The sequence below is a fragment of the Pantoea rodasii genome, from assembly GCF_002095465.1.
Lineage (GTDB): Bacteria > Pseudomonadota > Gammaproteobacteria > Enterobacterales > Enterobacteriaceae > Pantoea > Pantoea rodasii.
On the sequence record NZ_MLFP01000007.1, the window covers coordinates 22,303 to 45,705 of the forward strand.

General features: G+C 54.5%; 17 protein-coding genes and 1 pseudogene. 16 read left to right on the forward strand and 2 right to left on the reverse strand.

The genetic code is table 11. The annotated features are described in order from the left end of the window. The first annotated feature begins 2 nt into the window (after positions 1 to 2). Together thrB and thrC are read left to right on the forward strand one after the other, a co-directional pair. Entirely contained in the window at positions 3 to 932 is a 930-nt protein-coding gene (gene thrB / locus HA45_RS11360) for a homoserine kinase (RefSeq protein ID WP_100704691.1), read from the forward strand. A gap of 3 nt (positions 933 to 935) precedes the next feature. Beyond that, complete coding sequence (gene thrC / locus HA45_RS11365) at positions 936 to 2,219, forward strand: threonine synthase (protein WP_100704535.1); 1,284 nt, start codon at positions 936 to 938, stop codon at positions 2,217 to 2,219. A gap of 63 nt (positions 2,220 to 2,282) precedes the next feature. Here thrC and yaaA read toward each other — a convergent pair whose 3' ends face one another. Further along, on the reverse strand, positions 2,283 to 3,059 hold the full coding sequence (gene yaaA / locus HA45_RS11370; RefSeq protein ID WP_100704536.1) for a peroxide stress protein YaaA: 777 nt from the start codon (positions 3,057 to 3,059) through the stop codon (positions 2,283 to 2,285). Positions 3,060 to 3,272: 213 nt separating this feature from the next. On the opposite strand from yaaA, the gene tal reads away from it, so the two are divergent. From tal to nhaA, 6 genes and pseudogenes are all read left to right on the forward strand, one after another. Beyond that, entirely contained in the window at positions 3,273 to 4,226 is a 954-nt protein-coding gene (tal, locus tag HA45_RS11375; RefSeq protein WP_084933821.1) for a transaldolase, read from the forward strand. 123 nt (positions 4,227 to 4,349) lie between these two features. Next, positions 4,350 to 4,937 carry a molybdopterin adenylyltransferase gene (gene mog, locus HA45_RS11380; protein ID WP_100704537.1) on the forward strand — a complete coding sequence of 196 codons (588 nt, stop codon included), beginning with the start codon at positions 4,350 to 4,352 and terminating at the stop codon, positions 4,935 to 4,937. A gap of 113 nt (positions 4,938 to 5,050) precedes the next feature. Next, positions 5,051 to 6,352: an MFS transporter gene (locus HA45_RS11385; RefSeq protein WP_100704538.1), complete on the forward strand. Its 1,302-nt coding sequence runs from the start codon at positions 5,051 to 5,053 to the stop codon at positions 6,350 to 6,352. A 213-nt stretch (positions 6,353 to 6,565) separates the two neighbouring features. Continuing rightward, positions 6,566 to 8,475: pseudogene (dnaK, locus tag HA45_RS11390) on the forward strand (molecular chaperone DnaK). A 103-nt stretch (positions 8,476 to 8,578) separates the two neighbouring features. After that, positions 8,579 to 9,718 carry a molecular chaperone DnaJ gene (gene dnaJ / locus HA45_RS11395; protein ID WP_100704540.1) on the forward strand — a complete coding sequence of 380 codons (1,140 nt, stop codon included), beginning with the start codon at positions 8,579 to 8,581 and terminating at the stop codon, positions 9,716 to 9,718. 143 nt (positions 9,719 to 9,861) lie between these two features. Then, positions 9,862 to 11,040 (forward strand): Na+/H+ antiporter NhaA, encoded by a 1,179-nt coding sequence (nhaA, locus tag HA45_RS11400; RefSeq protein WP_100704541.1) that lies wholly within the window; start codon positions 9,862 to 9,864, stop codon positions 11,038 to 11,040. Positions 11,041 to 11,141: 101 nt separating this feature from the next. Here nhaA and rpsT read toward each other — a convergent pair whose 3' ends face one another. Then, the gene (rpsT, locus tag HA45_RS11405) at positions 11,142 to 11,405 is read right to left on the reverse strand and encodes a 30S ribosomal protein S20 (RefSeq protein WP_034826107.1); all 264 of its coding nucleotides are present in this window, start codon (positions 11,403 to 11,405) and stop codon (positions 11,142 to 11,144) included. A gap of 318 nt (positions 11,406 to 11,723) precedes the next feature. Here rpsT and ribF point away from each other — a divergent pair, with 318 nt between their 5' ends. The 8 genes from ribF to carB all read left to right on the forward strand — a co-directional run bounded on the left by ribF (position 11,724) and on the right by carB (position 23,313). Then, positions 11,724 to 12,662, forward strand: a complete 939-nt coding sequence (ribF, locus tag HA45_RS11410) for a bifunctional riboflavin kinase/FAD synthetase (RefSeq protein WP_100704542.1) — start codon at positions 11,724 to 11,726, stop codon at positions 12,660 to 12,662. A 27-nt stretch (positions 12,663 to 12,689) separates the two neighbouring features. Then, positions 12,690 to 15,509: an isoleucine--tRNA ligase gene (ileS, locus tag HA45_RS11415; protein ID WP_100704543.1), complete on the forward strand. Its 2,820-nt coding sequence runs from the start codon at positions 12,690 to 12,692 to the stop codon at positions 15,507 to 15,509. Next, positions 15,509 to 16,012 (forward strand): signal peptidase II, encoded by a 504-nt coding sequence (gene lspA, locus HA45_RS11420; protein ID WP_100704544.1) that lies wholly within the window; start codon positions 15,509 to 15,511, stop codon positions 16,010 to 16,012. Before ileS ends, lspA begins: the two co-directional genes overlap by 1 nt. A 3-nt stretch (positions 16,013 to 16,015) precedes the next feature. Next, positions 16,016 to 16,486, forward strand: a complete 471-nt coding sequence (fkpB, locus tag HA45_RS11425) for an FKBP-type peptidyl-prolyl cis-trans isomerase (RefSeq protein WP_100704545.1) — start codon at positions 16,016 to 16,018, stop codon at positions 16,484 to 16,486. After that, a complete protein-coding gene (ispH, locus tag HA45_RS11430; RefSeq protein WP_100704546.1) occupies positions 16,467 to 17,420 on the forward strand; it encodes a 4-hydroxy-3-methylbut-2-enyl diphosphate reductase in 954 nt (317 codons plus the stop codon). The genes fkpB and ispH overlap by 20 nt, the downstream gene beginning before the upstream one ends. A gap of 222 nt (positions 17,421 to 17,642) precedes the next feature. Then, the gene (gene dapB, locus HA45_RS11435) at positions 17,643 to 18,458 is read left to right on the forward strand and encodes a 4-hydroxy-tetrahydrodipicolinate reductase (RefSeq protein WP_100704547.1); all 816 of its coding nucleotides are present in this window, start codon (positions 17,643 to 17,645) and stop codon (positions 18,456 to 18,458) included. Between the two features lie 468 nt (positions 18,459 to 18,926). Then, positions 18,927 to 20,075 carry a glutamine-hydrolyzing carbamoyl-phosphate synthase small subunit gene (gene carA / locus HA45_RS11440; protein ID WP_100704548.1) on the forward strand — a complete coding sequence of 383 codons (1,149 nt, stop codon included), beginning with the start codon at positions 18,927 to 18,929 and terminating at the stop codon, positions 20,073 to 20,075. Between the two features lie 13 nt (positions 20,076 to 20,088). After that, positions 20,089 to 23,313, forward strand: a complete 3,225-nt coding sequence (carB, locus tag HA45_RS11445; protein ID WP_100704549.1) for a carbamoyl-phosphate synthase large subunit — start codon at positions 20,089 to 20,091, stop codon at positions 23,311 to 23,313. Positions 23,314 to 23,403 lie beyond the last annotated feature (90 nt).

Consider the following 23,403-nt stretch of genomic DNA (forward strand, 5'->3'; position numbering starts at 1 on the left):
TGATGGTAAAAATTTATGCACCGGCCTCGATAGGTAACGTCAGCGTCGGCTTTGATGTGCTGGGCGCGGCAGTTTCGCCGGTGGATGGCACCCTGTTGGGTGACTGCGTGTCAGTCGAAGCGGCCGACAGCTTTAGTCTGGTGAACACCGGGCGCTTTGTCAGCAAGCTGCCAGCCAACCCGCAAGAGAACATCGTTTATCAGTGCTGGGAACGTTTCTGCCAGGCGATTGGTAAACAGGTTCCGGTGGCGATGACGCTGGAAAAGAACATGCCGATCGGTTCAGGTCTGGGCTCCAGCGCCTGCTCGGTGGTGGCCGGTTTGATGGCGATGAACGAGTTCTGCGGCAAGCCGTTGAGCGATACCGAACTGCTGGCCTTGATGGGCGAGCTGGAAGGGCGTATTTCCGGCAGCGTGCACTTTGACAACGTCGCGCCGTGCTTCCTCGGCGGCGTGCAGCTGATGATTGAAGAGAACGGGATCATCAGTCAGGAGGTGCCGTGCTTTGACGACTGGCTGTGGGTGATGGCTTATCCGGGCATCAAAGTCTCGACCGCTGAAGCGCGCGCGATTCTGCCTGCACAGTACCGCAAAGAAGATGCCATCAAGCATGGCCGCCTGTTATCCGGCTTTATTCACGCCTGTCATACCCGTCAGCCGCTGCTGGCAGCTAAACTTATGCAGGATGTGATTGCCGAACCCTATCGCACCAAACTGCTGCCAGGTTTTGCCGAAGCGCGTAAAGCGGCGGCCGATATTGGCGCACTGGCTTGCGGTATTTCGGGCTCCGGCCCGACACTTTTCGCCGTTTGCAACGAGATGGCAACGGCACAGCGGATGGCAGACTGGCTGAGCCAGCACTATCTGCAGAATGATGAAGGCTTCGTCCATATCTGCCGTCTTGATACGGCTGGCGCACGTAACTTGGGATAACGCATGAAACTCTACAACCTTAAGGATCACAACGAGCAGGTTAGTTTTGCTCAGGCCGTTAAACAGGGCCTCGGCTCGCAGCAAGGGCTGTTCTTCCCGCTCGAACTGCCGGAATTCGAACTGACTGACATCGATGCGATGCTGGAGATGGATTTCGTCAGCCGCAGCACCAAAATCCTCTCTGCCTATATTGGCGATGAAGTGGCTGCACACCAGCTGGCTGAGCGCGTGAAAAACGCCTTTGCCTTCCCGGCGCCAGTGGCGAAAGTCAGTGCTGATGTCGCGTGCCTCGAACTGTTCCATGGCCCAACGCTGGCGTTCAAAGACTTCGGCGGCCGTTTTATGGCGCAGATGCTCTCTTATGTGTCGGGCGCGGATGAGCAGATCACCATTCTGACCGCGACCTCTGGCGATACCGGCGCCGCCGTGGCCCATGCGTTCTACGGCATGGAAAACGTGCGCGTAGTGATTCTCTATCCGCAGGGCAAAATCAGCCCGCTGCAGGAAAAGTTGTTCTGTACGCTGGGCGGCAACATTGAAACCATCGCAGTGGAAGGTGATTTCGATGCCTGCCAGGCGCTGGTGAAACAGGCGTTTGATGATGAAGAACTGAAGAAGGCGATTGGCCTGAACTCAGCGAACTCGATCAACATCAGCCGTCTGCTGGCGCAGATTTGCTACTACTTCGAAGCGGTGGCGCAGTTGCCACAAGAGCAGCGTAATCAGCTGGTGGTGTCAGTGCCGAGCGGCAACTTTGGCGATTTGACGGCAGGCCTGCTGGCGAAATCACTCGGCTTGCCGATTAAGCGCTTTATCGCCGCCACCAACGCCAATGACACCGTGCCACGCTTCCTTGATAAGGGCGAATGGCTGCCTAATAAGACGGTGGCGACCTTGTCGAATGCGATGGACGTTAGCCAGCCGAACAACTGGCCGCGCGTGGAAGAGCTGTTCCGTCGTAAAACATGGCGCCTGACCGATTTGGTGTCGGGTGCGGTATCGGATGAGACTACGAAAGCCACCATGCGTGAGCTGGCAGAAATTGGCTATATCTCAGAACCGCACGCGGCGATTGCCTATCGCATGCTGCGCGACAACCTGCAGGAAGGCGAATTTGGTCTGTTCCTCGGCACCGCGCATCCGGCCAAGTTCAAAGAGAGCGTGGACGAGATTCTGGGTCAGGAACTGCCGCTGCCGCCAGAGCTGGCAGAGCGCGCTGAGCTGCCGCTGCTGTCGCATAATATGACGGCGGACTTTGCTGAACTGCGTAAGTTCTTGATGAAGTAATGTAAACAGGCGCGCGACCATGCGCGTTTTGAAGAGTAAGGTCGCCATGATGGCGACCTTTTTTTATTTCTGTTCGTGGCGCTTAAACACCAGCTCGTTACCTTTGCTCTCATCAGCCGCAAAGCAGTAACCATCAACATCAAACTGTTTCAGCTGCTCTGGCTTGCTCAGGCGGTTCTGAATCACATAGCGGCTCATCAGGCCACGCGCTTTCTTGGCGTAGAAACTGATCACTTTAAACTTGCCGTTCTTCTCATCGAGGAACACCGGCTTGATCAACTCACCGTTCAGCTGCTTCGGCTTCACCGCTTTGAAGTACTCATCGGACGCGAGGTTGATCAACACTTCATCGCCTTGCTCGACCATCGCATCATTCAGCTTCTGCGTCAGTAAATCACCCCAGAAACCGTAGAGATCTTTCGCCGCCGGGTTGGCCAGCTTGATGCCCATTTCCAGGCGGTAAGGCTGCATCAAATCCAGCGGGCGCAGCACGCCGTATAAACCGGACAGCATGCGCAGATGCTGCTGAGCGAAATCGAAATCCGCCTCACTGAAGGTCTCAGCCTGTAAGCCGGTATACACGTCACCTTTAAACGCCAGAATCGCCTGACGTGCATTGTCGAGCGTGAAGGGCGGCTGCCACTGATTGAAGCGATCGGCATTCAGATGCGCCAGTTTGTCGCTGATGCCCATCAGCGATCCGATCTGCGCCGGTGAGAGATCGCGCGCAACATCGATCAGCTGTTGTGATTTTTCTAACAGTGTTGATTGCGAAAAGCGCTGCGTCGCCAGCGGGCTTTCAAAATCCAGTGTCTTCGCTGGCGAGATAACCATCAGCATGGTGTTTGTCCTTGTTGACCCGCCTGTTTACAGGGGATTGGTGGGATTTACGTTGCGACGAGTGTAGCAAAAAAGCTGCACGGATCGGCAAATCGCTCCCATTTGTTAGCGCTATCGTAATGAGGCACTTCGTGATGTTGCGCAGTGAATTGTGCGTGATATTATCCCAACAGCCTTTTACACCCTGACAGTCAACCTAAGAGAAAGAGAACCATGACGGACAAACTTACTTCCTTGCGTCAGCTGACTACTGTGGTCGCCGACACCGGTGATATCGCGGCGATGAAGCTTTATCAGCCGCAAGATGCGACCACCAACCCTTCTTTGATCCTCAACGCCGCTCAAATCCCTGAATACCGCAAACTGATTGACGAAGCCATTACCTGGGCACGTCAGCAGAGCAGCAACAAAGAAGAGCAGCTGGCACTGGTTTCTGACAAGCTGGCCGTCAACATTGGTCTGGAAATTCTGAAACTGATCCCAGGCCGTATTTCTACTGAAGTTGACGCACGTCTCTCCTACGACACCGAAGCGAGCATCGCCAAGGCGCGCAGCCTGATCAAACTGTACAACGATGCTGGCATCAGCAACGACCGTATCCTGATTAAACTGGCTTCGACCTGGCAGGGCATCCGTGCTGCTGAGCAGCTGGAAAAAGAAGGCATCAACTGTAACCTGACCCTGCTGTTCTCCTTCGCGCAGGCACGTGCTTGTGCGGAAGCGGGCGTGTTCCTGATCTCACCTTTCGTTGGCCGTATCCTCGACTGGTACAAGCAGAACACCGACAAGAAAGAGTACGCTGCGCATGAAGATCCAGGCGTGGTGTCTGTGGCGGAAATCTACAACTATTACAAACAGCACGGTTATGAAACTGTGGTAATGGGTGCCAGCTTCCGTAACGTTGGTGAAATCATCGAGCTGGCCGGTTGTGACCGCTTGACCATCTCTCCTAACCTGCTGAAAGAGCTGGCAGAGAGCGAAGGTGCGGTTGAGCGTAAGCTGAGCTACACCGGTGAAGTCAAAGCGCGTCCAGCGAAAATGACTGAAGCCGAGTTTTTCTGGCAGCACAACCAGGATCCAATGGCCGTGACCAAACTGGCTGAAGGTATCCGCAACTTTGCCATCGACCAGGGCAAACTTGAGAAGATGATCGCCGAACTGCTGTAAGGTGATAGTCCGTGGCGGCACCCGTCGCCACGGTTTTACGCTTTCCCCTCGCTTCCGCTTTGTATTATCCTTTTTGCATTCCCCTTCAATTGCCGCATTGCGGTCAACCACAGCGATAACTTAATGGATACTTTACGTATTGGATTAATTTCCGTTTCCGATCGTGCTGCTAACGGCATTTATCAGGATCAGGGCATTCCGGCGCTGGAAAGCTGGCTCGCCAGTGCGCTTACCACACCGTTTGAAATCGAGACCCGTCTGGTGCCCGATGAGCAGCCGATGATTGAGCAGGCGATCTGTGAGCTGGTCGATGAGCTGTTCTGCAACCTGGTGTTGACCACCGGCGGCACCGGTCCGGCGCGCCGCGATGTCACGCCTGATGCCACTTTAGCGGTCGCCGATCGTGAAATGCCGGGCTTTGGTGAGCAAATGCGTCAAATCAGCCTGCAGTTTGTGCCGACGGCGATTCTTTCGCGTCAGGTGGGGGTGATCCGCAAACAGTCGCTGATCCTCAATCTGCCGGGTCAGCCCAAATCCATCAAAGAGACGCTGGAAGGGCTGAAAGCGGAAGATGGCGCGGTAAAAGTGCCGGGCATCTTCGCGGCTGTACCTTATTGTTTACAGTTGCTGGACGGGCCTTATGTGGAGACCAAGCCGGAAGTGGTAGCAGCATTTCGCCCCAAAAGCGCGAGGCGTGAGACAAACGTCTGAAAATTGCCGTTTTCAGGCATAAAATCCAGCGGTACTGGTGTGGCGAAATATTGACGGTATAGTAATCCCAGCTTTACAACTATTCTGACTTTGCCTCTGGATACCGCTCGATTATGGATGCACACACAACGCGCCGTCTCAACGGCCAGGATTATAAAACCCTGTCGCTGGCTGCCCTCGGTGGGGCGCTGGAATTCTACGACTTCATCATCTTCGTCTTCTTTGCTGCCGTGATTGGTGAGCTATTCTTCCCGCCGGATATCCCTGAGTGGCTGCGACAAATGCAGACCTTTGCGATTTTTGCCGCCGGTTATCTGGCGCGCCCATTAGGCGGCATCGTCATGGCACATTTTGGTGACAAAGTCGGGCGCAAGAAGATGTTCAGCCTGAGCATTCTGCTGATGGCGCTGCCGACGCTGGCGATGGGCGCACTGCCGACCTATGCCAGTATTGGTATCGCAGCGCCGATCTTGATGCTGCTGATGCGCGTGCTGCAAGGCGCCGCGATTGGTGGCGAAGTGCCGGGCGCGTGGGTGTTTGTGGCAGAGCATGTGCCAGAGAAGCGCATTGGTTTTGCCTGTGGCACGCTGACGGCGGGTTTGACCGCCGGCATCTTGCTGGGCTCGCTGGTGGCAACAGTACTCAACACCACGCTTTCTCCTGCCGCGATTCGCGATCACGGTTGGCGTATTCCGTTCTTCCTCGGTGGCGTATTCGGCTTGCTGGCGATGTATCTGCGCCGCTGGTTACATGAAACGCCGGTGTTTAAGCAGATGCAGCAGCGCAAAGCGCTGTCTGACAAGCTGCCGCTGCAAACCATTCTCGCCAGCCATAAGCGCGGCATTGTGATTTCGATGCTGCTGACCTGGTTGCTCTCGGCCTGCATTGTGGTGGTGATCTTAATGGCACCCACGTTGATGCAGAAGCAGCACGCGATTCCGGCGGCATTAAGTCTGCAGGCAAATAGCGTTGCCACCATCATGTTGCTGATCGGCTGCGTCGTGGCTGGCTGGCTGGTGGATCGCTTCGGTGCGGCGTTAACGCTGATCGGCGGTTCGTTGCTGCTGGCCATCTTTAGCTGGAACTTCTTCCATCAACTGGGCGGTTCGCCAGAGATGCTGTTTGTCTGGTACGGACTGGCTGGATTGAGCGTCGGTGTCGTGGGCGTGGTGCCGTTTGTGATGGTGAAAGCGTTTCCGGCGGCGGTACGTTTCACCGGCATCTCATTCTCCTACAATGTGGCCTATGCGATTTTCGGCGGTCTGACACCGATTAGCGTGACGTTGATGATGCAGTTAACCCCAATGGCACCCGCCTGGTACGTGCTGGCACTGGCGCTGATCGGCCTGCTGGTGGGGCTTTGGTTACAGAGCGAAAAGCAGCGATCGACCCTGCTCAATCAGGTGAATGTGTAACTCAAGGCGCGTAAGCGCCTTTTTCTTTTGTGCATTTTTTTAAAATTTATTTTAGTTTTAACCCTTGATGCGCTCTGAAGCGGCCCCATTTACTTGTCATCGAGTGATGTCAGGCAGCAAAAAAAGCCTGTCACAGCAGTTGAAAAAGGCCAGTTTGGCCGCATCTCTGCTAACAACGCTAATTGACAAAGAATTTAAGTGGGAGACGTTTAGATGGGTAAGATTATTGGTATTGACTTGGGTACAACCAACTCATGTGTTGCGGTTATGGATGGTGGTAAAGCACGTGTGCTTGAAAACGCCGAAGGCGATCGCACCACACCGTCAATCATTGCATATACACAAGATGGCGAAACTCTGGTCGGTCAGCCGGCTAAACGTCAGGCGGTGACCAACCCGCAGAACACACTGTTCGCGATTAAACGCCTGATTGGCCGTCGTTTCCAGGACGAAGAAGTGCAGCGTGATATCAAAATTATGCCGTACAAAATCACCGGCGCTGACAACGGCGACGCATGGATTGACGTGAAAGGCCAGAAAATGGCACCGCCGCAGATCTCTGCTGAAGTGCTGAAAAAGATGAAGAAAACCGCGGAAGATTTCCTCGGTGAAGCCGTAACCGAAGCGGTTATCACGGTTCCAGCTTACTTCAACGATGCACAGCGTCAGGCAACAAAAGATGCCGGTCGTATCGCAGGTCTGGACGTAAAACGTATCATCAACGAACCAACCGCAGCCGCTCTGGCTTACGGTCTGGATAAAGGTCAGGGCAACCGCACTATCGCGGTATACGACCTGGGTGGTGGTACTTTCGATATCTCTATCATCGAAATCGATGAAGTTGATGGCGAGAAACCTTCGAAGTTCTGGCGACCAACGGTGATACCCACCTCGGTGGTGAAGACTTCGATAGCCGTCTGATTAACTATCTGGTGGCAGAATTCAAGAAAGACCAGGGTATCGATCTGCACAACGATCCGCTGGCCATGCAGCGTCTGAAAGAAGCCGCTGAGAAAGCTAAAATTGAACTGTCTTCAGCGCAGCAGACCGACGTTAACCTGCCATACATCACGGCAGATGCGACCGGTCCTAAGCACCTGAACATCAAAGTGACCCGTGCGAAACTGGAATCACTGGTTGAAGATCTGGTGACCCGTTCTATCGAGCCACTGAAAGTTGCTCTGCAGGACGCTGGTCTGTCTGTTTCTGACATTAACGACGTGATCCTCGTCGGTGGTCAGACGCGTATGCCAATGGTTCAGTCCAAAGTGACTGAGTTCTTTGGTAAAGAGCCACGTAAAGACGTGAACCCGGATGAAGCGGTAGCTGTGGGTGCTGCGGTTCAGGGCGGCGTGTTGGCCGGTGAAGTGAAAGACGTTCTGCTGCTGGATGTTACCCCGCTGTCGCTGGGTATCGAAACCATGGGTGGCGTGATGACGGCGCTGATCAGCAAGAACACCACTATCCCAACCAAGCACAGCCAGGTGTTCTCGACGGCTGAAGATAACCAGTCTGCCGTGACAATTCACGTGCTGCAGGGTGAGCGTAAGCGTTCAGGTGATAACAAATCTCTGGGCCAGTTCAACCTCGACGGTATTCAGTCTGCACCGCGCGGTATGCCGCAGATCGAAGTGACCTTCGATATCGATGCCGATGGTATCCTGCACGTGTCTGCGAAAGACAAAAACAGCGGTAAAGAGCAGAAGATCACCATCAAAGCTTCTTCAGGTCTGAACGAAGAAGAGATCGAAAAAATGGTGCGCGACGCAGAAGCCAACGCCGAGTCTGACCGTAAGTTCGAAGAGCTGGTTCAGACCCGCAACCAGGGTGACCAGATTTCTCACAGCACCCGTAAGCAGTTGGATGAAGCCGGTGACAAACTGTCTGCTGAAGACAAGGCGCCGATCGAGTCTGCGTTGACCGAGCTGAACACTGCGCTGAAAGGCGAAGACAAAGCGGAAATCGAAGCCAAAATGCAGGCATTGATGGAAGTTTCAAGCAAACTGATGGAACTGGCGCAGCAGCAAGGCCAGGCGGGCGCAGCAGATGCTGGCGACGCTTCAGCGAAGAAAGATGACGATGTTGTCGACGCTGAATTCGAAGAAGTTAAAGATAAAAAATAATTGCCCCTGACCGGGCGCGACGACTGGCCTGACAGTCGTTGAAACCAGCACGGGCGTAGGAGATCTCTCCACGCCCGTGCGATCATGTTAAGGGCAGAACAAAATGGCTAAGAGTGATTTATACGAGATCTTAGGCGTCTCTAAATCCGCAGATGAGCGTGAAATCAAAAAGGCCTATAAGCGCCTGGCGATGAAATACCATCCGGACCGTAACCCGGATAACAAAGAAGCCGAAGCGAAGTTTAAAGAAGTTAAAGAAGCCTACGAAATCCTGACCGATGCGCAAAAGCGCGCGGCCTATGACCAGTACGGTCATGCAGCCTTCGAACAAGGTGGCATGGGCGGTGGTGGTGGCGGCTTCGGTGGCGGCGGTGGTGCTGACTTCAGCGATATCTTTGGCGACGTATTTGGCGATATTTTTGGGGGTGGCCGCCGTCAGCGCGCTGCCCGTGGCGCCGATTTACGCTACAACATGGAGCTGTCGCTGGAAGAAGCGGTACGCGGCGTGACCAAAGAGATCCGCATTCCAACGCTGGAAGAGTGTGATGTCTGCCACGGCAGCGGCGCTAAAGCGGGTACGCAACCGCAGACCTGTTCGACCTGTCATGGTGCTGGTCAGGTACAGATGCGTCAGGGTTTCTTCACTGTGCAGCAGGCGTGTCCAACCTGTCATGGCCGCGGTTCGGTGATTAAAGATCCGTGCAACGCCTGTCATGGTCATGGCCGTGTTGAGCGCAGCAAAACGCTGTCAGTGAAAATCCCGGCGGGTGTGGATACCGGTGACCGTATTCGTTTGAGCGGTGAAGGTGAAGCCGGTGAGCACGGTGCACCAGCAGGCGATCTCTACGTTCAGGTATCGGTGAAGAAACACCCGATCTTCGAACGTGAAGATAACAACCTGTACTGTGAAGTGCCGATCAACTTTGCGATGGCAGCCCTGGGTGGCGAGATTGAAGTGCCAACCCTGGACGGTCGCGTGAAGCTGAAAGTGCCGTCGGAAACGCAAACCGGCAAGCTGTTCCGCATGCGCGGTAAAGGTGTGAAATCGGTACGCGGTGGCGCGGTCGGTGATTTGCTGTGTCGTGTGGTGGTGGAAACGCCGGTTAGCCTCAACGACAAACAGAAAGCGCTGTTGCGTGAGTTGGAAGAGAGCTTTGGTGGCCCATCGGGTGAGAAAAACAGCCCGCGCTCCAAAAGCTTCTTCGACGGCGTGAAAAAGTTCTTTGACGACCTGACCCGTTAATCGGGTTAGCGAGCCATAATGAAGCGGAGAGGAAGCTCTCCGCTTTTTTATGCCTGCATTTTACTCATTGGCTTTATTACGCTTTTAACGAGGTGGTTACGCCGCTAAACTACCGGGCGACATGTCCCTACTCAGGAGGAGTTGTGAACAAACCCCGCAATATTCGAAGCTTACTCAAAAGCTTTATCGAGAGCGATGCCAGTACCGGTATCGTATTAATTCTGGCAGCGGTCGCTGCAATGATTCTTGCTAATAACCCGTCTACCGCTGGCGGCTACCAATCTTTCCTGGCTGAACCGGTACAGATTCGCTTTGGTGCGCTGGATATTAGCAAAAACCTGCTGCTGTGGATTAACGATGCCATGATGGCGCTGTTTTTCCTGGTGATCGGTCTTGAAGTTAAACGTGAGCTGATGACCGGCGAACTGGCGAGTCGTGATCGCGCCATCTTCCCGGTGATTGCTGCCGTGGGCGGCATGGTCGCGCCGGCATTGATCTTCTTGTTCTTCAACCACGGTGATGAGATTGCGCGTAACGGCTGGGCGATCCCTACCGCTACCGACATTGCTTTTGCACTTGGCGTGCTGGCGCTGCTCGGCAGTCGCGTACCTACTGCACTGAAAGTGTTCCTGATGGCGTTGGCGATTATCGATGACCTCGGCGCGATTGTGATTATCGCGCTGTTCTACACCAGCGATTTGTCTGTGCTGTCGTTGAGCGTGGCGGCGGGTGCGATTGTGTTGCTGGCCATCCTGAATCGCTGTGGTGTACGCAATATTGCGGTGTATATGTTGGTGGGTATGGTGCTGTGGACAGCGGTGCTGAAATCCGGCGTACATGCCACGCTGGCGGGTGTGGTGGTCGGCTTCTTTGTACCGCTGGAAGAGAAGGAAGGGCACTCTCCTGCAGAACATCTGGCGCACGGTTTGATGCCGTGGGTCAACTGGCTGATTCTGCCGCTGTTTGCCTTCGCCAATGCCGGGATATCGTTAAGCGGTATTACCTTCGGTGATGTGCTGTCACCGGAGCCGCTGGGCATCATTCTTGGTCTGCTAATCGGGAAACCGTTGGGTATCACGCTGTTCTGCTGGCTGGCGGTGAAGTGGCGGCTGGCGGTATTGCCGAGTGGCACCACGATACGCGATATCATGGCGATAGGCGTGCTGTGTGGCATTGGCTTTACCATGTCGATATTCATCAGCTCGCTGGCCTTTGATGCGGCGCATGAGGAGCTGGTGACGTTCTCGAAACTGGGGATTCTCAGCGGGTCGCTGCTGTCAGCGGTGATCGGATTTACCCTGCTGCGGATGAAGCTACGTTAAAGAAAAGGAGGCTAAGGCCTCCTCTCTTTTTGCCAAATTGCAGGCATAAAAAAACCGGCTAAGCGCCGGTTCTTTTGACAAAGCGATTACCTAAATGGCGATTAAGCCAGTTTGGTGATCTGTGCAGCCAGGTTTGCTTTATGGCGTGCAGCTTTGTTTTTGTGGATCAGACCTTTAGCAGCCTGACGGTCCACGATTGGTTGCATTTCGTTGAATGCGTTCTGCGCAGCAGCTTTGTCGCCTGTTGCGATAGCCGCGTATACTTTCTTGATGAAAGTACGCATCATTGAACGGTTGCTTGCGTTATGCTTGCGACGTTTCTCAGATGTTACGGCGCGTTTCTTAGCTGATTTGATATTAGCCAAGGTCCAACTCCCAAATGTGATCTATATGGACAAATCAAAGGCCGAGGACTATGCCTTTTGCGCCTTCTGTTGTCAATGGATTTGTGCAAATAAGCGTCGTTTTAACAACGGCGCTTGATTACGTAATTGATGGCGCAGGATTCTACCAGCAACACGTCCGCGAATACAGTATTTCGCACTAAAAATCTTCAATACCTGCCTGAGCAAGGGGTTGCATGCGTATTACACTGCAACAGAAGCAGGAAAGGAACGTATACGGGTTAACCTGAAGGCCATTCAAGGGTATAATCCGCCGATTTCCACCGGTTTGAGTCAGCCATGAAGTTTATCCGCGGTATTTATAATCTGAAAGAGCAGCATCGCGGCTGCGTCCTGACCATTGGCAATTTCGACGGCGTCCATCGCGGCCATCAGGCTTTGATGGCGGAATTGATTGCTGAGGGACGTCAACGCAACCTGCCGGTGGTGGTGATGCTGTTTGAACCGCAACCGCTTGAATTGTTTGCCGGTGACAAAGCGCCAGCACGTCTGACGCGGTTGCGTGAAAAATTGAAGTATCTCGAACAAGCCGGCGTCGATGCTGTGCTGTGTGTCCGCTTTGATCGCCGCTTTGCCGCGCACTCCGCGCAGAGTTTTATCGCCGAACTGTTGGTCGATAAGCTCAACGTGCAGTTCCTGGCCGTGGGTGACGATTTCCGCTTTGGCGCTGGTCGCCAGGGGGATTTCCTGTTATTACAGAAAGCCGGTGTCGAGTATGGCTTCGAAGTCATCAGCACCCAAACCTATTGTGATGGCGGCAAGCGTATCAGCAGCACTGCAGTACGCCAGGCACTGGCGCAGGATGATTTTGCGCAGGCGGAAGCGCTGTTGGGCCATCCATTCAGCATTTCAGGGCGCGTGGTGCACGGCGATGCACTGGGGCGCACCATTGGTTTTCCCACCGCAAATATCCCTTTACGCCGCACGGTAACGCCGGTGAAAGGCGTATTTGCGGTTGAAGTTTTAGGCCTGGGCGAGAAGCCCATTCCCGGCGTCGCCAATATTGGCACACGCCCCACGGTAAAAGGTCTGCGTCAGCAGCTTGAAGTTCACCTGCTCGACACACATATGAATCTTTATGGGCACCACATCGATGTGGTGCTGAAACAGAAGATTCGCGACGAACAGCGTTTCGCTTCGCTGGACGCGCTGAAAGAACAAATTGCGAAAGATGTGGTGACGGCCCGCCAATTCTTTGGGCTTAACGCACCGGCTTAATGACCGAAATACGGAACCGAGAATCTGATGAGTGACTATAAATCTACCCTGAATTTGCCGGAAACGGGGTTCCCGATGCGTGGCGACCTGGCCAAACGCGAACCGGGAATGCTGCAACGTTGGACTGATGACAACCTGTACGGCATCATCCGCGAAGCCAAGAAAGGGAAAAAAACCTTTATTTTGCATGATGGCCCTCCTTATGCGAACGGCAGCATTCATATTGGTCACTCCGTTAACAAGATTCTGAAAGACATTATCGTTAAGTCGAAAGGCATGGCGGGCTATGACTCGCCGTATGTTCCTGGCTGGGACTGCCACGGCTTGCCGATTGAGCACAAAGTTGAGCAGATGATCGGTAAGCCAGGCGAGAAAGTGACCGCCGCGGAATTCCGTGCCGCCTGCCGCAACTATGCTGCAGAACAGGTTGAAGGCCAGAAGAAGGACTTCATCCGTCTGGGCGTACTGGGCGACTGGGATCGTCCGTACCTGACCATGGATTTCAAAACCGAAGCCAACATCATCCGTGCGCTGGGTAAAATCATTGGCAACGGCCATCTGCACAAAGGCGCGAAGCCGGTGCACTGGTGCATGGATTGCCGTTCAGCGCTGGCTGAAGCGGAAGTCGAATATTACGACAAAACTTCACCTTCCATTGACGTGATGTTCAACGCGTTGGATGCCGATGCGGTGCGCGCCAAATTCGGTGTTGCTGCCTCCGAAGGGCCAATTTCACTGGTGATCTGGACCACAACGCCGTGGACCATGCCTGCCAACCGCGGTATCTCTCTGCACCCGGAGTTCGAATACCAGCTGCTGCAGATCGAAGGCCGCAGCCTGATTCTCGCTAAAGAGATGGTTGAGAGCGTGATGAAGCGCGCGGGCATCACTGAGTGGACGGTGTTGGGCGAATGCAACGGCGCAGCGCTTGAGCTGCAGCTGTTCCAGCATCCGTTCCTTGAGCATATCCAGTCCAAAGTCGTATTGGGCGAACACGTTACGCTGGAAGCGGGTACCGGTGCAGTACATACCGCACCTGGCCACGGCCCGGATGACTATGTGATTGGTCAGAAATACGGTCTGGAAACCGCTAACCCGGTCGGGCCGGATGGCGCGTATCTGCCAGGCACCTATCCAACGCTGGACGGCGTGAATGTCTTTAAAGCCAACGACATGATCGTTGAGCTGCTGAAAGAGAAAGGCGCACTGCTGCACGTTGAGAAACTGCTGCACAGCTATCCGCACTGCTGGCGTCACAAAACCCCGATCATCTTCCGCGCCACTCCGCAGTGGTTCATCAGCATGGATCAGAAAGGCCTGCGTGCGCAGTCGCTGAAAGAGATCAAAGGCGTGCAGTGGATCCCGGACTGGGGCCAGGCGCGTATCGAAGCGATGGTGGCGAACCGTCCAGACTGGTGTATCTCGCGTCAGCGTACGTGGGGCGTGCCAATGGCGCTGTTCGTGCACAAAGAGACCGAGCAGCTGCATCCGGATACGCTGGAGCTGATGGAGAAAGTCGCGAAGTGCGTTGAGCAGGATGGCATTCAGGCGTGGTGGGATCTTGATGCGCGCGATCTGATGGGCGACGATGCCTACAACTACGTCAAAGTGCCGGACACGCTGGATGTGTGGTTCGATTCCGGTTCAACCAGCTATTCCGTGGTGGATGCGCGTTCAGAATTTAGTGGCCATACCCCGGATATGTATCTGGAAGGCTCAGATCAGCATCGCGGCTGGTTCATGTCATCGTTGATGATTTCCACCGCGATGAAAGGCAAAGCGCCTTATCGTCAGGTACTGACGCACGGTTTCACCGTCGATGGTCAGGGCCGTAAAATGTCCAAGTCTATCGGTAACACCGTGGCGCCGCAGGACGTCATGGACAAACTGGGTGCGGATATTCTGCGTCTGTGGGTGGCCTCTACCGATTACTCCGGTGAAATGGCCGTTTCCGACGAAATCCTGAAACGTGCTGCGGACAGCTATCGCCGTATCCGTAACACCGCGCGTTTCCTGCTGGCTAACCTTGCGGGCTTCAATCCGGCGACGGATTGCGTGAAGCCGGAAGAGATGGTTGTGGTCGATCGCTGGGCCGTGGGCCGCGCGCTGGCTGCACAGCAAGACATCGTGCAGTCTTACGACAACTACGATTTCCACGAAGTGGTACAGCGCCTGATGCACTTCTGCTCCATCGAGATGGGCTCGTTCTATCTCGATGTGATCAAAGACCGCCAGTACACCGCCAAAGGCGACAGCCTGGCGCGTCGCAGCTGCCAGACCGCGCTGTGGCACATTGTTGAAGCGCTGGTACGTTGGATGGCACCGATCATGTCCTTCACCGCTGACGAAATCTGGGGCTACCTGCCGGGCGATCGCGCTAAATACGTGTTCACCGAAGAGTGGTATGAAGGCCTGTTTGGTCTGGCGGATAACGAAGCACTGAACGATGCTTACTGGGATGACTTGCTGAAAGTGCGTGGCGAAGTCAACAAAGTGATTGAGCAGGCGCGCAGCGATAAACGTATCGGCGGCGCACTGGAAGCCACGGTAACACTGTACGCGGACGCCGAACTGGCGACCAAACTGCAGGCGCTGGGCGATGAACTGCGCTTTGTGTTGCTGACTTCCGGCGCGACCGTGGCAGATTACGTCACCGCCAGCGATGAAGCACAGCAGAGCGAAGTACTGAAAGGTCTGAAAATTGCGCTGCACAAAGCAGAAGGCGAGAAATGTCCACGCTGCTGGCATTACACTACTGACGTCGGCCAGAATCCGGAGCATGCTGCGGTCTGTGGACGTTGTTACACCAACGTAGCCGGCAACGGTGAAGTGCGGAAATTTGCCTGATGAGTAAGCTGTGCTCTACCGGATTACGTTGGTCATGGCTGGTGCTGGTGGTCATCGCGATCGATTTCGCCAGCAAGCAGTGGATCATGAGCAACATGATGCTGCATGAAACCAAACCGCTGATACCGTTTCTGAATCTGTTCTACGCGCACAACTATGGCGCGGCGTTCAGCTTCCTGGCGGATAAAGGCGGCTGGCAGCGCTGGTTCTTCGCCGGTATCGCCATTGCGATTGCGGTCGCGCTGGTGGTCATGATGTATCGCAATGCGGCTCACAACAAAATAGCCAATATTGCCTACGCGCTGATTATCGGCGGGGCGTTGGGTAACCTGTTTGACCGTGCTTACCACGGTTTCGTGGTGGATTTCATCGACTTCTATATCGGTGACTGGCATTTCGCCACCTTTAACATCGCTGACTGCGGCATCTGTATTGGTGCAGCGTTGGTGGTGCTGGAGGGTTTCCTCACCCCGAAAGACAAACAGGTCAAAGAGAAAGGGTAACAAATGACTGAGTCCGTACAGCGCGATAGCGCGTTGCTGGTGCATTTCACACTCAAGCTGGAGGATGGCTCTACGGCCGAATCCACGCGTGCCAACGGCAAACCTGCGCTGTTCTGTCTGGGTGATGGCAGCCTGTCAGAGGCGCTGGAGAACGAGTTGGTGGGGCGTAAAGTTGGCGATAAGCACGCCTTTACGCTGGCACCTGATGATGCCTTTGGTGGCATCAGCCCGGACCTGGTTCAGTACTTTTCGCGCCGTGACTTTAACGATGCCGGAGAGCCGGAAGTGGGTGCCATTATGCTGTTCAGCGGCAGAGGTGGCAGCGAAATGCCGGGCGTCATTCGTGAAATTTCGGGTGATTCAATCACCGTAGATTTCAACCACCCGTTGGCCGGCCAGCGCATTCAGTTCGAAATTGAAGTGCTGGAGATCGATCCGGTACTGGAGGCCAGTGATGCAAATCCTGTTAGCTAACCCTCGCGGTTTCTGCGCAGGCGTGGATCGCGCCATCAGTATCGTGGAGCGCGCGCTGGAGATGTACGGCGCGCCGATTTATGTGCGTCATGAAGTGGTGCATAACCGCTATGTGGTCAGCAGCCTGCGCGAGCGCGGTGCAATCTTTATCGAAGAGATCAGCGAAGTGCCGGACGATGCCATTCTGATCTTCTCTGCTCACGGCGTTTCTCAGGCGGTGCGGGCGGAAGCGAAAGCGCGCAATCTCACGATGCTGTTTGATGCCACCTGTCCGCTGGTGACAAAGGTGCATATGGAAGTGGCGCGCGCCAGTCGTAAAGGTGTGGAAGCCATTCTCATTGGTCATGCCGGCCATCCGGAAGTGGAAGGCACCATGGGGCAATACAACAACCCCAACGGCGGCATGTATCTGGTGGAATCGCCGGAAGACGTATTCAAGCTGAGTGTCAAAGATGAGGCGAATCTGTGCTTTATGACGCAGACCACCTTATCCGTGGATGACACGTCTGAAGTGATTGATGCGCTGCGTCAGCGCTTCCCGGCGATCATCGGCCCGCGTAAAGATGACATCTGCTACGCCACCACCAACCGTCAGGAAGCCGTCCGCGTGCTGGCACGAGATGCGGAAGTGGTGTTGGTGGTGGGATCAAAGAACTCCTCTAACTCTAACCGTTTGGCCGAACTGGCACAGCGTGCGGGTAAACTGGCGAAGCTGATTGATTCAGCCGATGACATCCAGGAAGAGTGGGTCAAAGACAAGCAGATTATTGGCGTCACGGCGGGTGCCTCGGCTCCGGATATTCTGGTGCAGCAGGTGATCCAGCGCCTGAAGGAGTATGGCGGTGAAGCGGCGATTGAGCTGATTGGGCGCGAAGAGAACATTGTGTTTGAAGTGCCAAAAGAGCTGCGCGTCGAAGTGCGCAACGTGCAGTAAGCGATTGCAACCGCATCTGAATCAGGCCGACATTGTTCGGCCTTTTCTTTATCTGCCGTTGTCCAAATTGACCACTTCCAGCCGGTGGGATTGCATTTACTGATAATGTTTGGCGGCTGGCATAAAATTCTTATATCCCTTTTTTATTGTGGCGTGACGGTTATCTGACCGTTAACCTGTTTACGCTTTGCATGCATAGATTTGTATCAGGAATGAATAATTATGAGTGATATCCGCATTGCTATCGTTGGTGCGCCGGGCCGCATGGGACGCAATTTAATTCAGGCCGTGCAGCAGGCCGATGGCGTGGTGTTGGGCGCAGCGCTGGCACGTAGCGGCTCTTCGCTGCTGGGCTCTGATGCCGGTGAGTTGGCGGGGATCGGCAAAGTCGGTGTAGCAATAACCGATGACCTACTGAAAGTGGTCGATGATTTTGATGTACTGATCGACTTCACTCGCCCGGAAGGCACGCTGGAGTATCTGACGTTTTGCCGTCAGCACAGTAAGGCGATGGTGATTGGTACCACCGGTTTTGATGACGCAGGCAAAGAAGCTATTCGCGCGGCTGCGGAAGAGATCGGCATTGTGTTTGCCGCTAACTTTAGCGTCGGCGTTAACCTGGTGCTGAATTTGCTGCAGCAGGCCGCCAAAGTGATGGGCGATTACGCTGATATTGAAATCGTCGAAGCGCATCACCGTCATAAAGTTGATGCACCATCAGGTACCGCACTGGCCATGGGTGAAGCGATTGCCGATGCCATGAGCTGGAAACTGGATGAGCACGCGGTCTATGCGCGTGAAGGACACACCGGCGAGCGTAAAGCGCAAACCATTGGTTTTGCCACGGTGCGCGCGGGCGATATCGTTGGGGAACATACTGCCATGTTTGCTGATATTGGCGAGCGTGTTGAGATTACCCACAAGGCTTCAAGCCGCATGACCTTTGCTAATGGTGCCGTTAAAGCCGCAGTCTGGCTAAAGACTAAGAAATCTGGCCTTTACGATATGCGTGACGTGCTGGATTTATCGATGTTGTGAGTGTTGTGAACCATCGTGATGTGGTTATTTCAATCGGTAAGATGTTGATTGAATAGGGCAGCTAGTTAGCTGCCCTTTATTTTGTGTAAAAATAAAGGCTTCGTGGCGTTTTATCTCTGTGAGGCTATTTTTATGAAGTTATTGGCTATTTATTTGTCGGTAGAAGGCTAATTTTGACCAAATGGTCAAAAATTTATGCTCGCTAGCACGACTTTACGATTATTGCCGCCGCGCAACCGTTTATTTTCCAGGTTTTATCACTCTTTTATCGCCTTTCAACGCTTTTAACATTCAATCGCCCGAAATAGACAAAAAAACTCACCCTCAGGGTAGACAAGCAGCAGGTCGATCATTAGAATGCGCGCAATTTGCCAAAATTCGAGCACTCACGCGGATTTTGCATTGATTCGGGCATGTATTTTGAATTAATATGCAAATATTGTGACTGTTTATTCCCTGGAGGATGTTTTGATTAAGTCAGCGCTCTTGGTTCTGGAAGACGGAACCCAATTCCACGGTCGGGCCATCGGGGCTACGGGTTCGGCAGTGGGGGAAGTCGTTTTCAACACGTCAATGACTGGTTATCAAGAAATCCTCACTGATCCTTCCTATTCCCGCCAAATTGTTACCCTCACTTATCCCCATATCGGCAATGTTGGCGTTAATGCCGCCGATGAAGAATCCAGCCAAATCCATGCTCAAGGCCTCGTTATTCGTGACCTGCCGCTGATCACCAGCAACTACCGCAGCGAAGAAAGCCTGTCAGCCTACTTGCAGCGCAATAACATTGTTGGCATCGCCGATATCGATACGCGCAAACTGACCCGTTTGCTGCGCGAGAAGGGTGCACAGAGCGGCTGCATTATTGCGGGTGATAATCCGGATGCGGCCTTAGCGCTGCAAAAAGCGCAGGCGTTCCCTGGCTTGAAAGGCATGGACCTGGCGAAAGAAGTCACCACCGCGGAAACTTACGCGTGGCAGCAGGGTAGCTGGACACTGGAAGGGGATTTGCCTGAGCAGAAAACGGCAGAAGAATTGCCTTTCCACGTGGTGGCCTACGATTTTGGCGCCAAGCGCAACATCCTGCGCATGCTGGTGGATCGCGGCTGCCGTTTGACCGTTGTTCCGGCCAAAACCTCGGCGGAAGACGTCTTAGCCTTAAACCCAGACGGTATTTTCCTGTCGAACGGCCCGGGTGACCCGGAGCCGTGTGACTACGCCATCAACGCCATTCAGGCCTTCCTGAAAACCGATATTCCGGTGTTCGGTATCTGCCTCGGCCATCAGCTGTTGGCCCTGGCCAGTGGCGCGAAAACTGTGAAGATGAAGCTCGGCCATCACGGCGGCAACCACCCGGTGAAAGATCTCGACAACAATGTCGTGATGATTACCGCGCAGAACCACGGTTTTGCAGTAGATGACAGCCAGTTGCCGGCGAATCTGCGTGTGACACACGTTTCACTGTTCGACCAAACCGTGCAGGGCATTCACCGCACAGACAAACCGGCGTTCAGCTTCCAGGGACACCCTGAAGCGAGCCCAGGCCCGCATGACGCGGCGCCACTGTTCGATCACTTTATTGAGCTGATCGAAGCTTACCGTTCTAACGCGAAGTAATCAGGAGCCCACGATGCCAAAACGTACAGACATAAAATCCATCCTGATCCTTGGCGCTGGCCCGATCGTTATCGGCCAGGCATGTGAATTTGACTACTCCGGTGCGCAGGCGTGTAAGGCGCTGCGTGAAGAGGGTTACCGCGTCATTCTGGTGAACTCCAACCCGGCGACCATTATGACCGACCCGGAAATGGCGGATGCGACCTACATCGAGCCGATTCACTGGGAAGTGGTACGCAAAATTATTGAAAAAGAGCGCCCGGATGCGGTGCTGCCGACCATGGGTGGCCAGACAGCGCTGAACTGTGCACTGGAACTGGAACGTCATGGTGTGCTGGCTGAGTTCGGCGTCACCATGATCGGTGCAACGGCTGATGCGATTGATAAAGCCGAAGACCGCCGCCGTTTCGACGTGGCGATGAAAAGCATCGGTCTGGGCACCGCCCGTTCAGGCATCGCGCATACCATGGAAGAAGCGCTGGCCGTGGCCGAAGATGTTGGCTTCCCGTGCATCATTCGTCCCTCCTTTACCATGGGCGGCACCGGTGGCGGTATCGCTTACAACCGTGAAGAGTTCGAAGAGATCTGTGAGCGTGGCTTGGATCTGTCGCCAACCAATGAGCTGCTGATTGATGAGTCGCTGATTGGCTGGAAAGAGTACGAGATGGAAGTGGTGCGTGATAAAAACGACAACTGCATCATCGTCTGCTCAATCGAAAACTTCGATGCGATGGGTATCCACACCGGCGACTCGATTACTGTCGCACCGGCACAGACCCTGACCGATAAAGAATACCAAATCATGCGTAACGCCTCGCTGGCGGTATTGCGTGAAATCGGCGTGGAAACCGGCGGCTCGAACGTCCAGTTCTCGGTGAACCCGAAAGATGGTCGTCTGATTGTTATCGAAATGAACCCACGCGTGTCGCGCTCTTCAGCGCTGGCATCCAAAGCCACCGGTTTCCCGATTGCGAAAGTCGCCGCGAAACTGGCCGTGGGCTTCACCCTTGATGAGCTGATGAACGACATCACTGGCGGTCGTACGCCGGCATCGTTTGAGCCATCAATCGACTACGTTGTGACCAAGATTCCTCGCTTCAACTTCGAGAAGTTCGCCGGTGCGAATGACCGTCTGACCACACAGATGAAATCTGTGGGAGAAGTGATGGCGATTGGCCGTACCTTCCAGGAATCGATGCAGAAAGCGCTGCGCGGTCTGGAAGTCGGTGCTAACGGCTTCGACCCGAAAGTGGATCTGGATGATGCGGAAGCCTTAACCCGCATCCGCCGCGAGCTGAAAGATGCCGGTTCAGACCGTATCTGGTACATCGCTGATGCGTTCCGCGCCGGTATGTCTGTCGATGGCGTGTTCAACCTCACCAACATCGACCGCTGGTTCCTGGTGCAGATTGAAGAGCTGGTGCGTCTGGAAGAGCAGGTTGCACGTGAAGGTGTTAACTCACTGAACGCGGATTTCTTGCGTGCGCTGAAGCGTAAAGGTTTTGCTGACCTGCGCCTGGCGACGCTGGCCGGTGTGGCGGAGAGTGAAATCCGTAAGCTGCGTCAGCAGTTCAACCTGCACCCGGTTTACAAACGTGTGGATACCTGTGCGGCGGAGTTCTCCACCGATACCGCGTACATGTACTCAACCTATGAAGAAGAGTGTGAAGCCAATCCAAACCAGGATCGTGACAAAATCATGATTCTGGGTGGCGGTCCAAACCGTATCGGCCAGGGCATTGAGTTCGATTACTGCTGCGTGCACGCGGCACTGGCGCTGCGCGAAGACGGTTACGAAACCATTATGGTGAACTGTAACCCGGAAACCGTTTCAACCGACTACGACACCTCTGACCGCCTGTACTTCGAGCCGGTGACGCTGGAAGACGTGCTGGAAATCGTGCGCATCGAGAAGCCTAAGGGCGTCATCGTGCAGTACGGTGGCCAGACTCCTCTGAAGCTGGCGCGTGCGCTGGAAGCTGCGGGTGTGCCGGTGATTGGTACCAGCCCGGATGCTATCGACCGTGCAGAAGACCGTGAACGCTTCCAGCAGGCGGTTGATCGTCTGAACCTGAAGCAACCGGCGAACGCCACTGTGGCGACGCTGGAGCAAGCGGTTGAGAAAGCGGCGGGTATCGGTTATCCGCTGGTGGTGCGTCCTTCTTATGTGCTGGGCGGCCGCGCAATGGAAATCGTGTACGACGAAATCGACCTGAAGCGCTACTTCCAGAACGCCGTATCCGTTTCCAACGATGCGCCGGTGTTGCTGGACCGCTTCCTGGATGATGCCGTCGAAGTGGACGTGGATGCGATCTGCGATGGCGAGCGTGTGCTGATTGGCGGCATCATGGAGCACATCGAGCAGGCAGGCGTGCACTCCGGTGACTCTGCGTGTTCACTGCCGGCTTACACGCTGAGCACTGAGATTCAGAACGTAATGCGTCAGCAGGTGGAGAAACTGGCCTTTGAGCTGAACGTGCGCGGTCTGATGAACGTGCAGTTTGCGGTGAAGGACAACGAAGTTTACCTGATTGAAGTGAACCCACGTGCTGCGCGTACCGTACCGTTCGTGTCTAAAGCCACCGGCGTGCCGCTGGCGAAAGTCGCCGCACGTGTGATGGCTGGCAAAACGCTGGCTGAGCAGGGCGTCACCAAAGAGGTGATTCCACCTTACTACTCAGTCAAAGAAGTGGTGCTGCCGTTCAACAAGTTCCAGGGCGTTGACCCGATTCTTGGCCCAGAAATGCGCTCTACCGGTGAAGTGATGGGTGTCGGTCGTACCTTCGCAGAAGCGTTCTCAAAAGCGATGCTGGGTGCGCAGAGCAACATGAAGAAAACCGGTCGTGCGCTGCTGTCAGTGCGTGAAGGCGATAAGAAACGTATCGTTGACCTGGCGGCGAAGCTGCAGAAGTTAGGCTTTGAGTTGGATGCGACGCACGGTACCGCTGTGGTGCTGGGTGAAGCAGGCATTAACCCGCGTCTGGTGAACAAGGTGCATGAAGGTCGTCCACACATTCAGGACCGTCTGAAGAATGGCGAATACACCTACATCGTCAATACCACCGCAGGTCGTCAGGCGATTGAAGATTCCAAACTGATTCGCCGCAGTGCGCTGCAATATAAAGTGCATTATGACACCACGCTGAACGGTGGTTTTGCTACCGCGATGTCGCTGAATGCGGATCCGACTGAGAAAGTGATTTCAGTGCAGGAAATGCATGCCCTAATTAAAGGGTAATCAACAGGTTGATCGGCAGATAACGGCTCCTCAGGGGGCCGTTTTTTTTCGCCTGTTTATCGGTGGTTGAATAAGCTTAGATGTGAAAAA

Coding starts and splice junctions, on each gene's coding strand:
- thrB (WP_100704691.1), top strand. CDS start 3: ATGGTAAAAATTTATGCACCGGCCTCGATAGGTAACGTCAGCGTCGGC.
- thrC (WP_100704535.1), top strand. CDS start 936: ATGAAACTCTACAACCTTAAGGATCACAACGAGCAGGTTAGTTTTGCT.
- yaaA (WP_100704536.1), bottom strand. CDS start 3,059: ATGCTGATGGTTATCTCGCCAGCGAAGACACTGGATTTTGAAAGCCCG.
- tal (WP_084933821.1), top strand. CDS start 3,273: ATGACGGACAAACTTACTTCCTTGCGTCAGCTGACTACTGTGGTCGCC.
- mog (WP_100704537.1), top strand. CDS start 4,350: ATGGATACTTTACGTATTGGATTAATTTCCGTTTCCGATCGTGCTGCT.
- HA45_RS11385 (WP_100704538.1), top strand. CDS start 5,051: ATGGATGCACACACAACGCGCCGTCTCAACGGCCAGGATTATAAAACC.
- dnaJ (WP_100704540.1), top strand. CDS start 8,579: ATGGCTAAGAGTGATTTATACGAGATCTTAGGCGTCTCTAAATCCGCA.
- ribF (WP_100704542.1), top strand. CDS start 11,724: ATGAAGTTTATCCGCGGTATTTATAATCTGAAAGAGCAGCATCGCGGC.
- ileS (WP_100704543.1), top strand. CDS start 12,690: ATGAGTGACTATAAATCTACCCTGAATTTGCCGGAAACGGGGTTCCCG.
- lspA (WP_100704544.1), top strand. CDS start 15,509: ATGAGTAAGCTGTGCTCTACCGGATTACGTTGGTCATGGCTGGTGCTG.
- fkpB (WP_100704545.1), top strand. CDS start 16,016: ATGACTGAGTCCGTACAGCGCGATAGCGCGTTGCTGGTGCATTTCACA.
- ispH (WP_100704546.1), top strand. CDS start 16,467: ATGCAAATCCTGTTAGCTAACCCTCGCGGTTTCTGCGCAGGCGTGGAT.
- dapB (WP_100704547.1), top strand. CDS start 17,643: ATGAGTGATATCCGCATTGCTATCGTTGGTGCGCCGGGCCGCATGGGA.
- carB (WP_100704549.1), top strand. CDS start 20,089: ATGCCAAAACGTACAGACATAAAATCCATCCTGATCCTTGGCGCTGGC.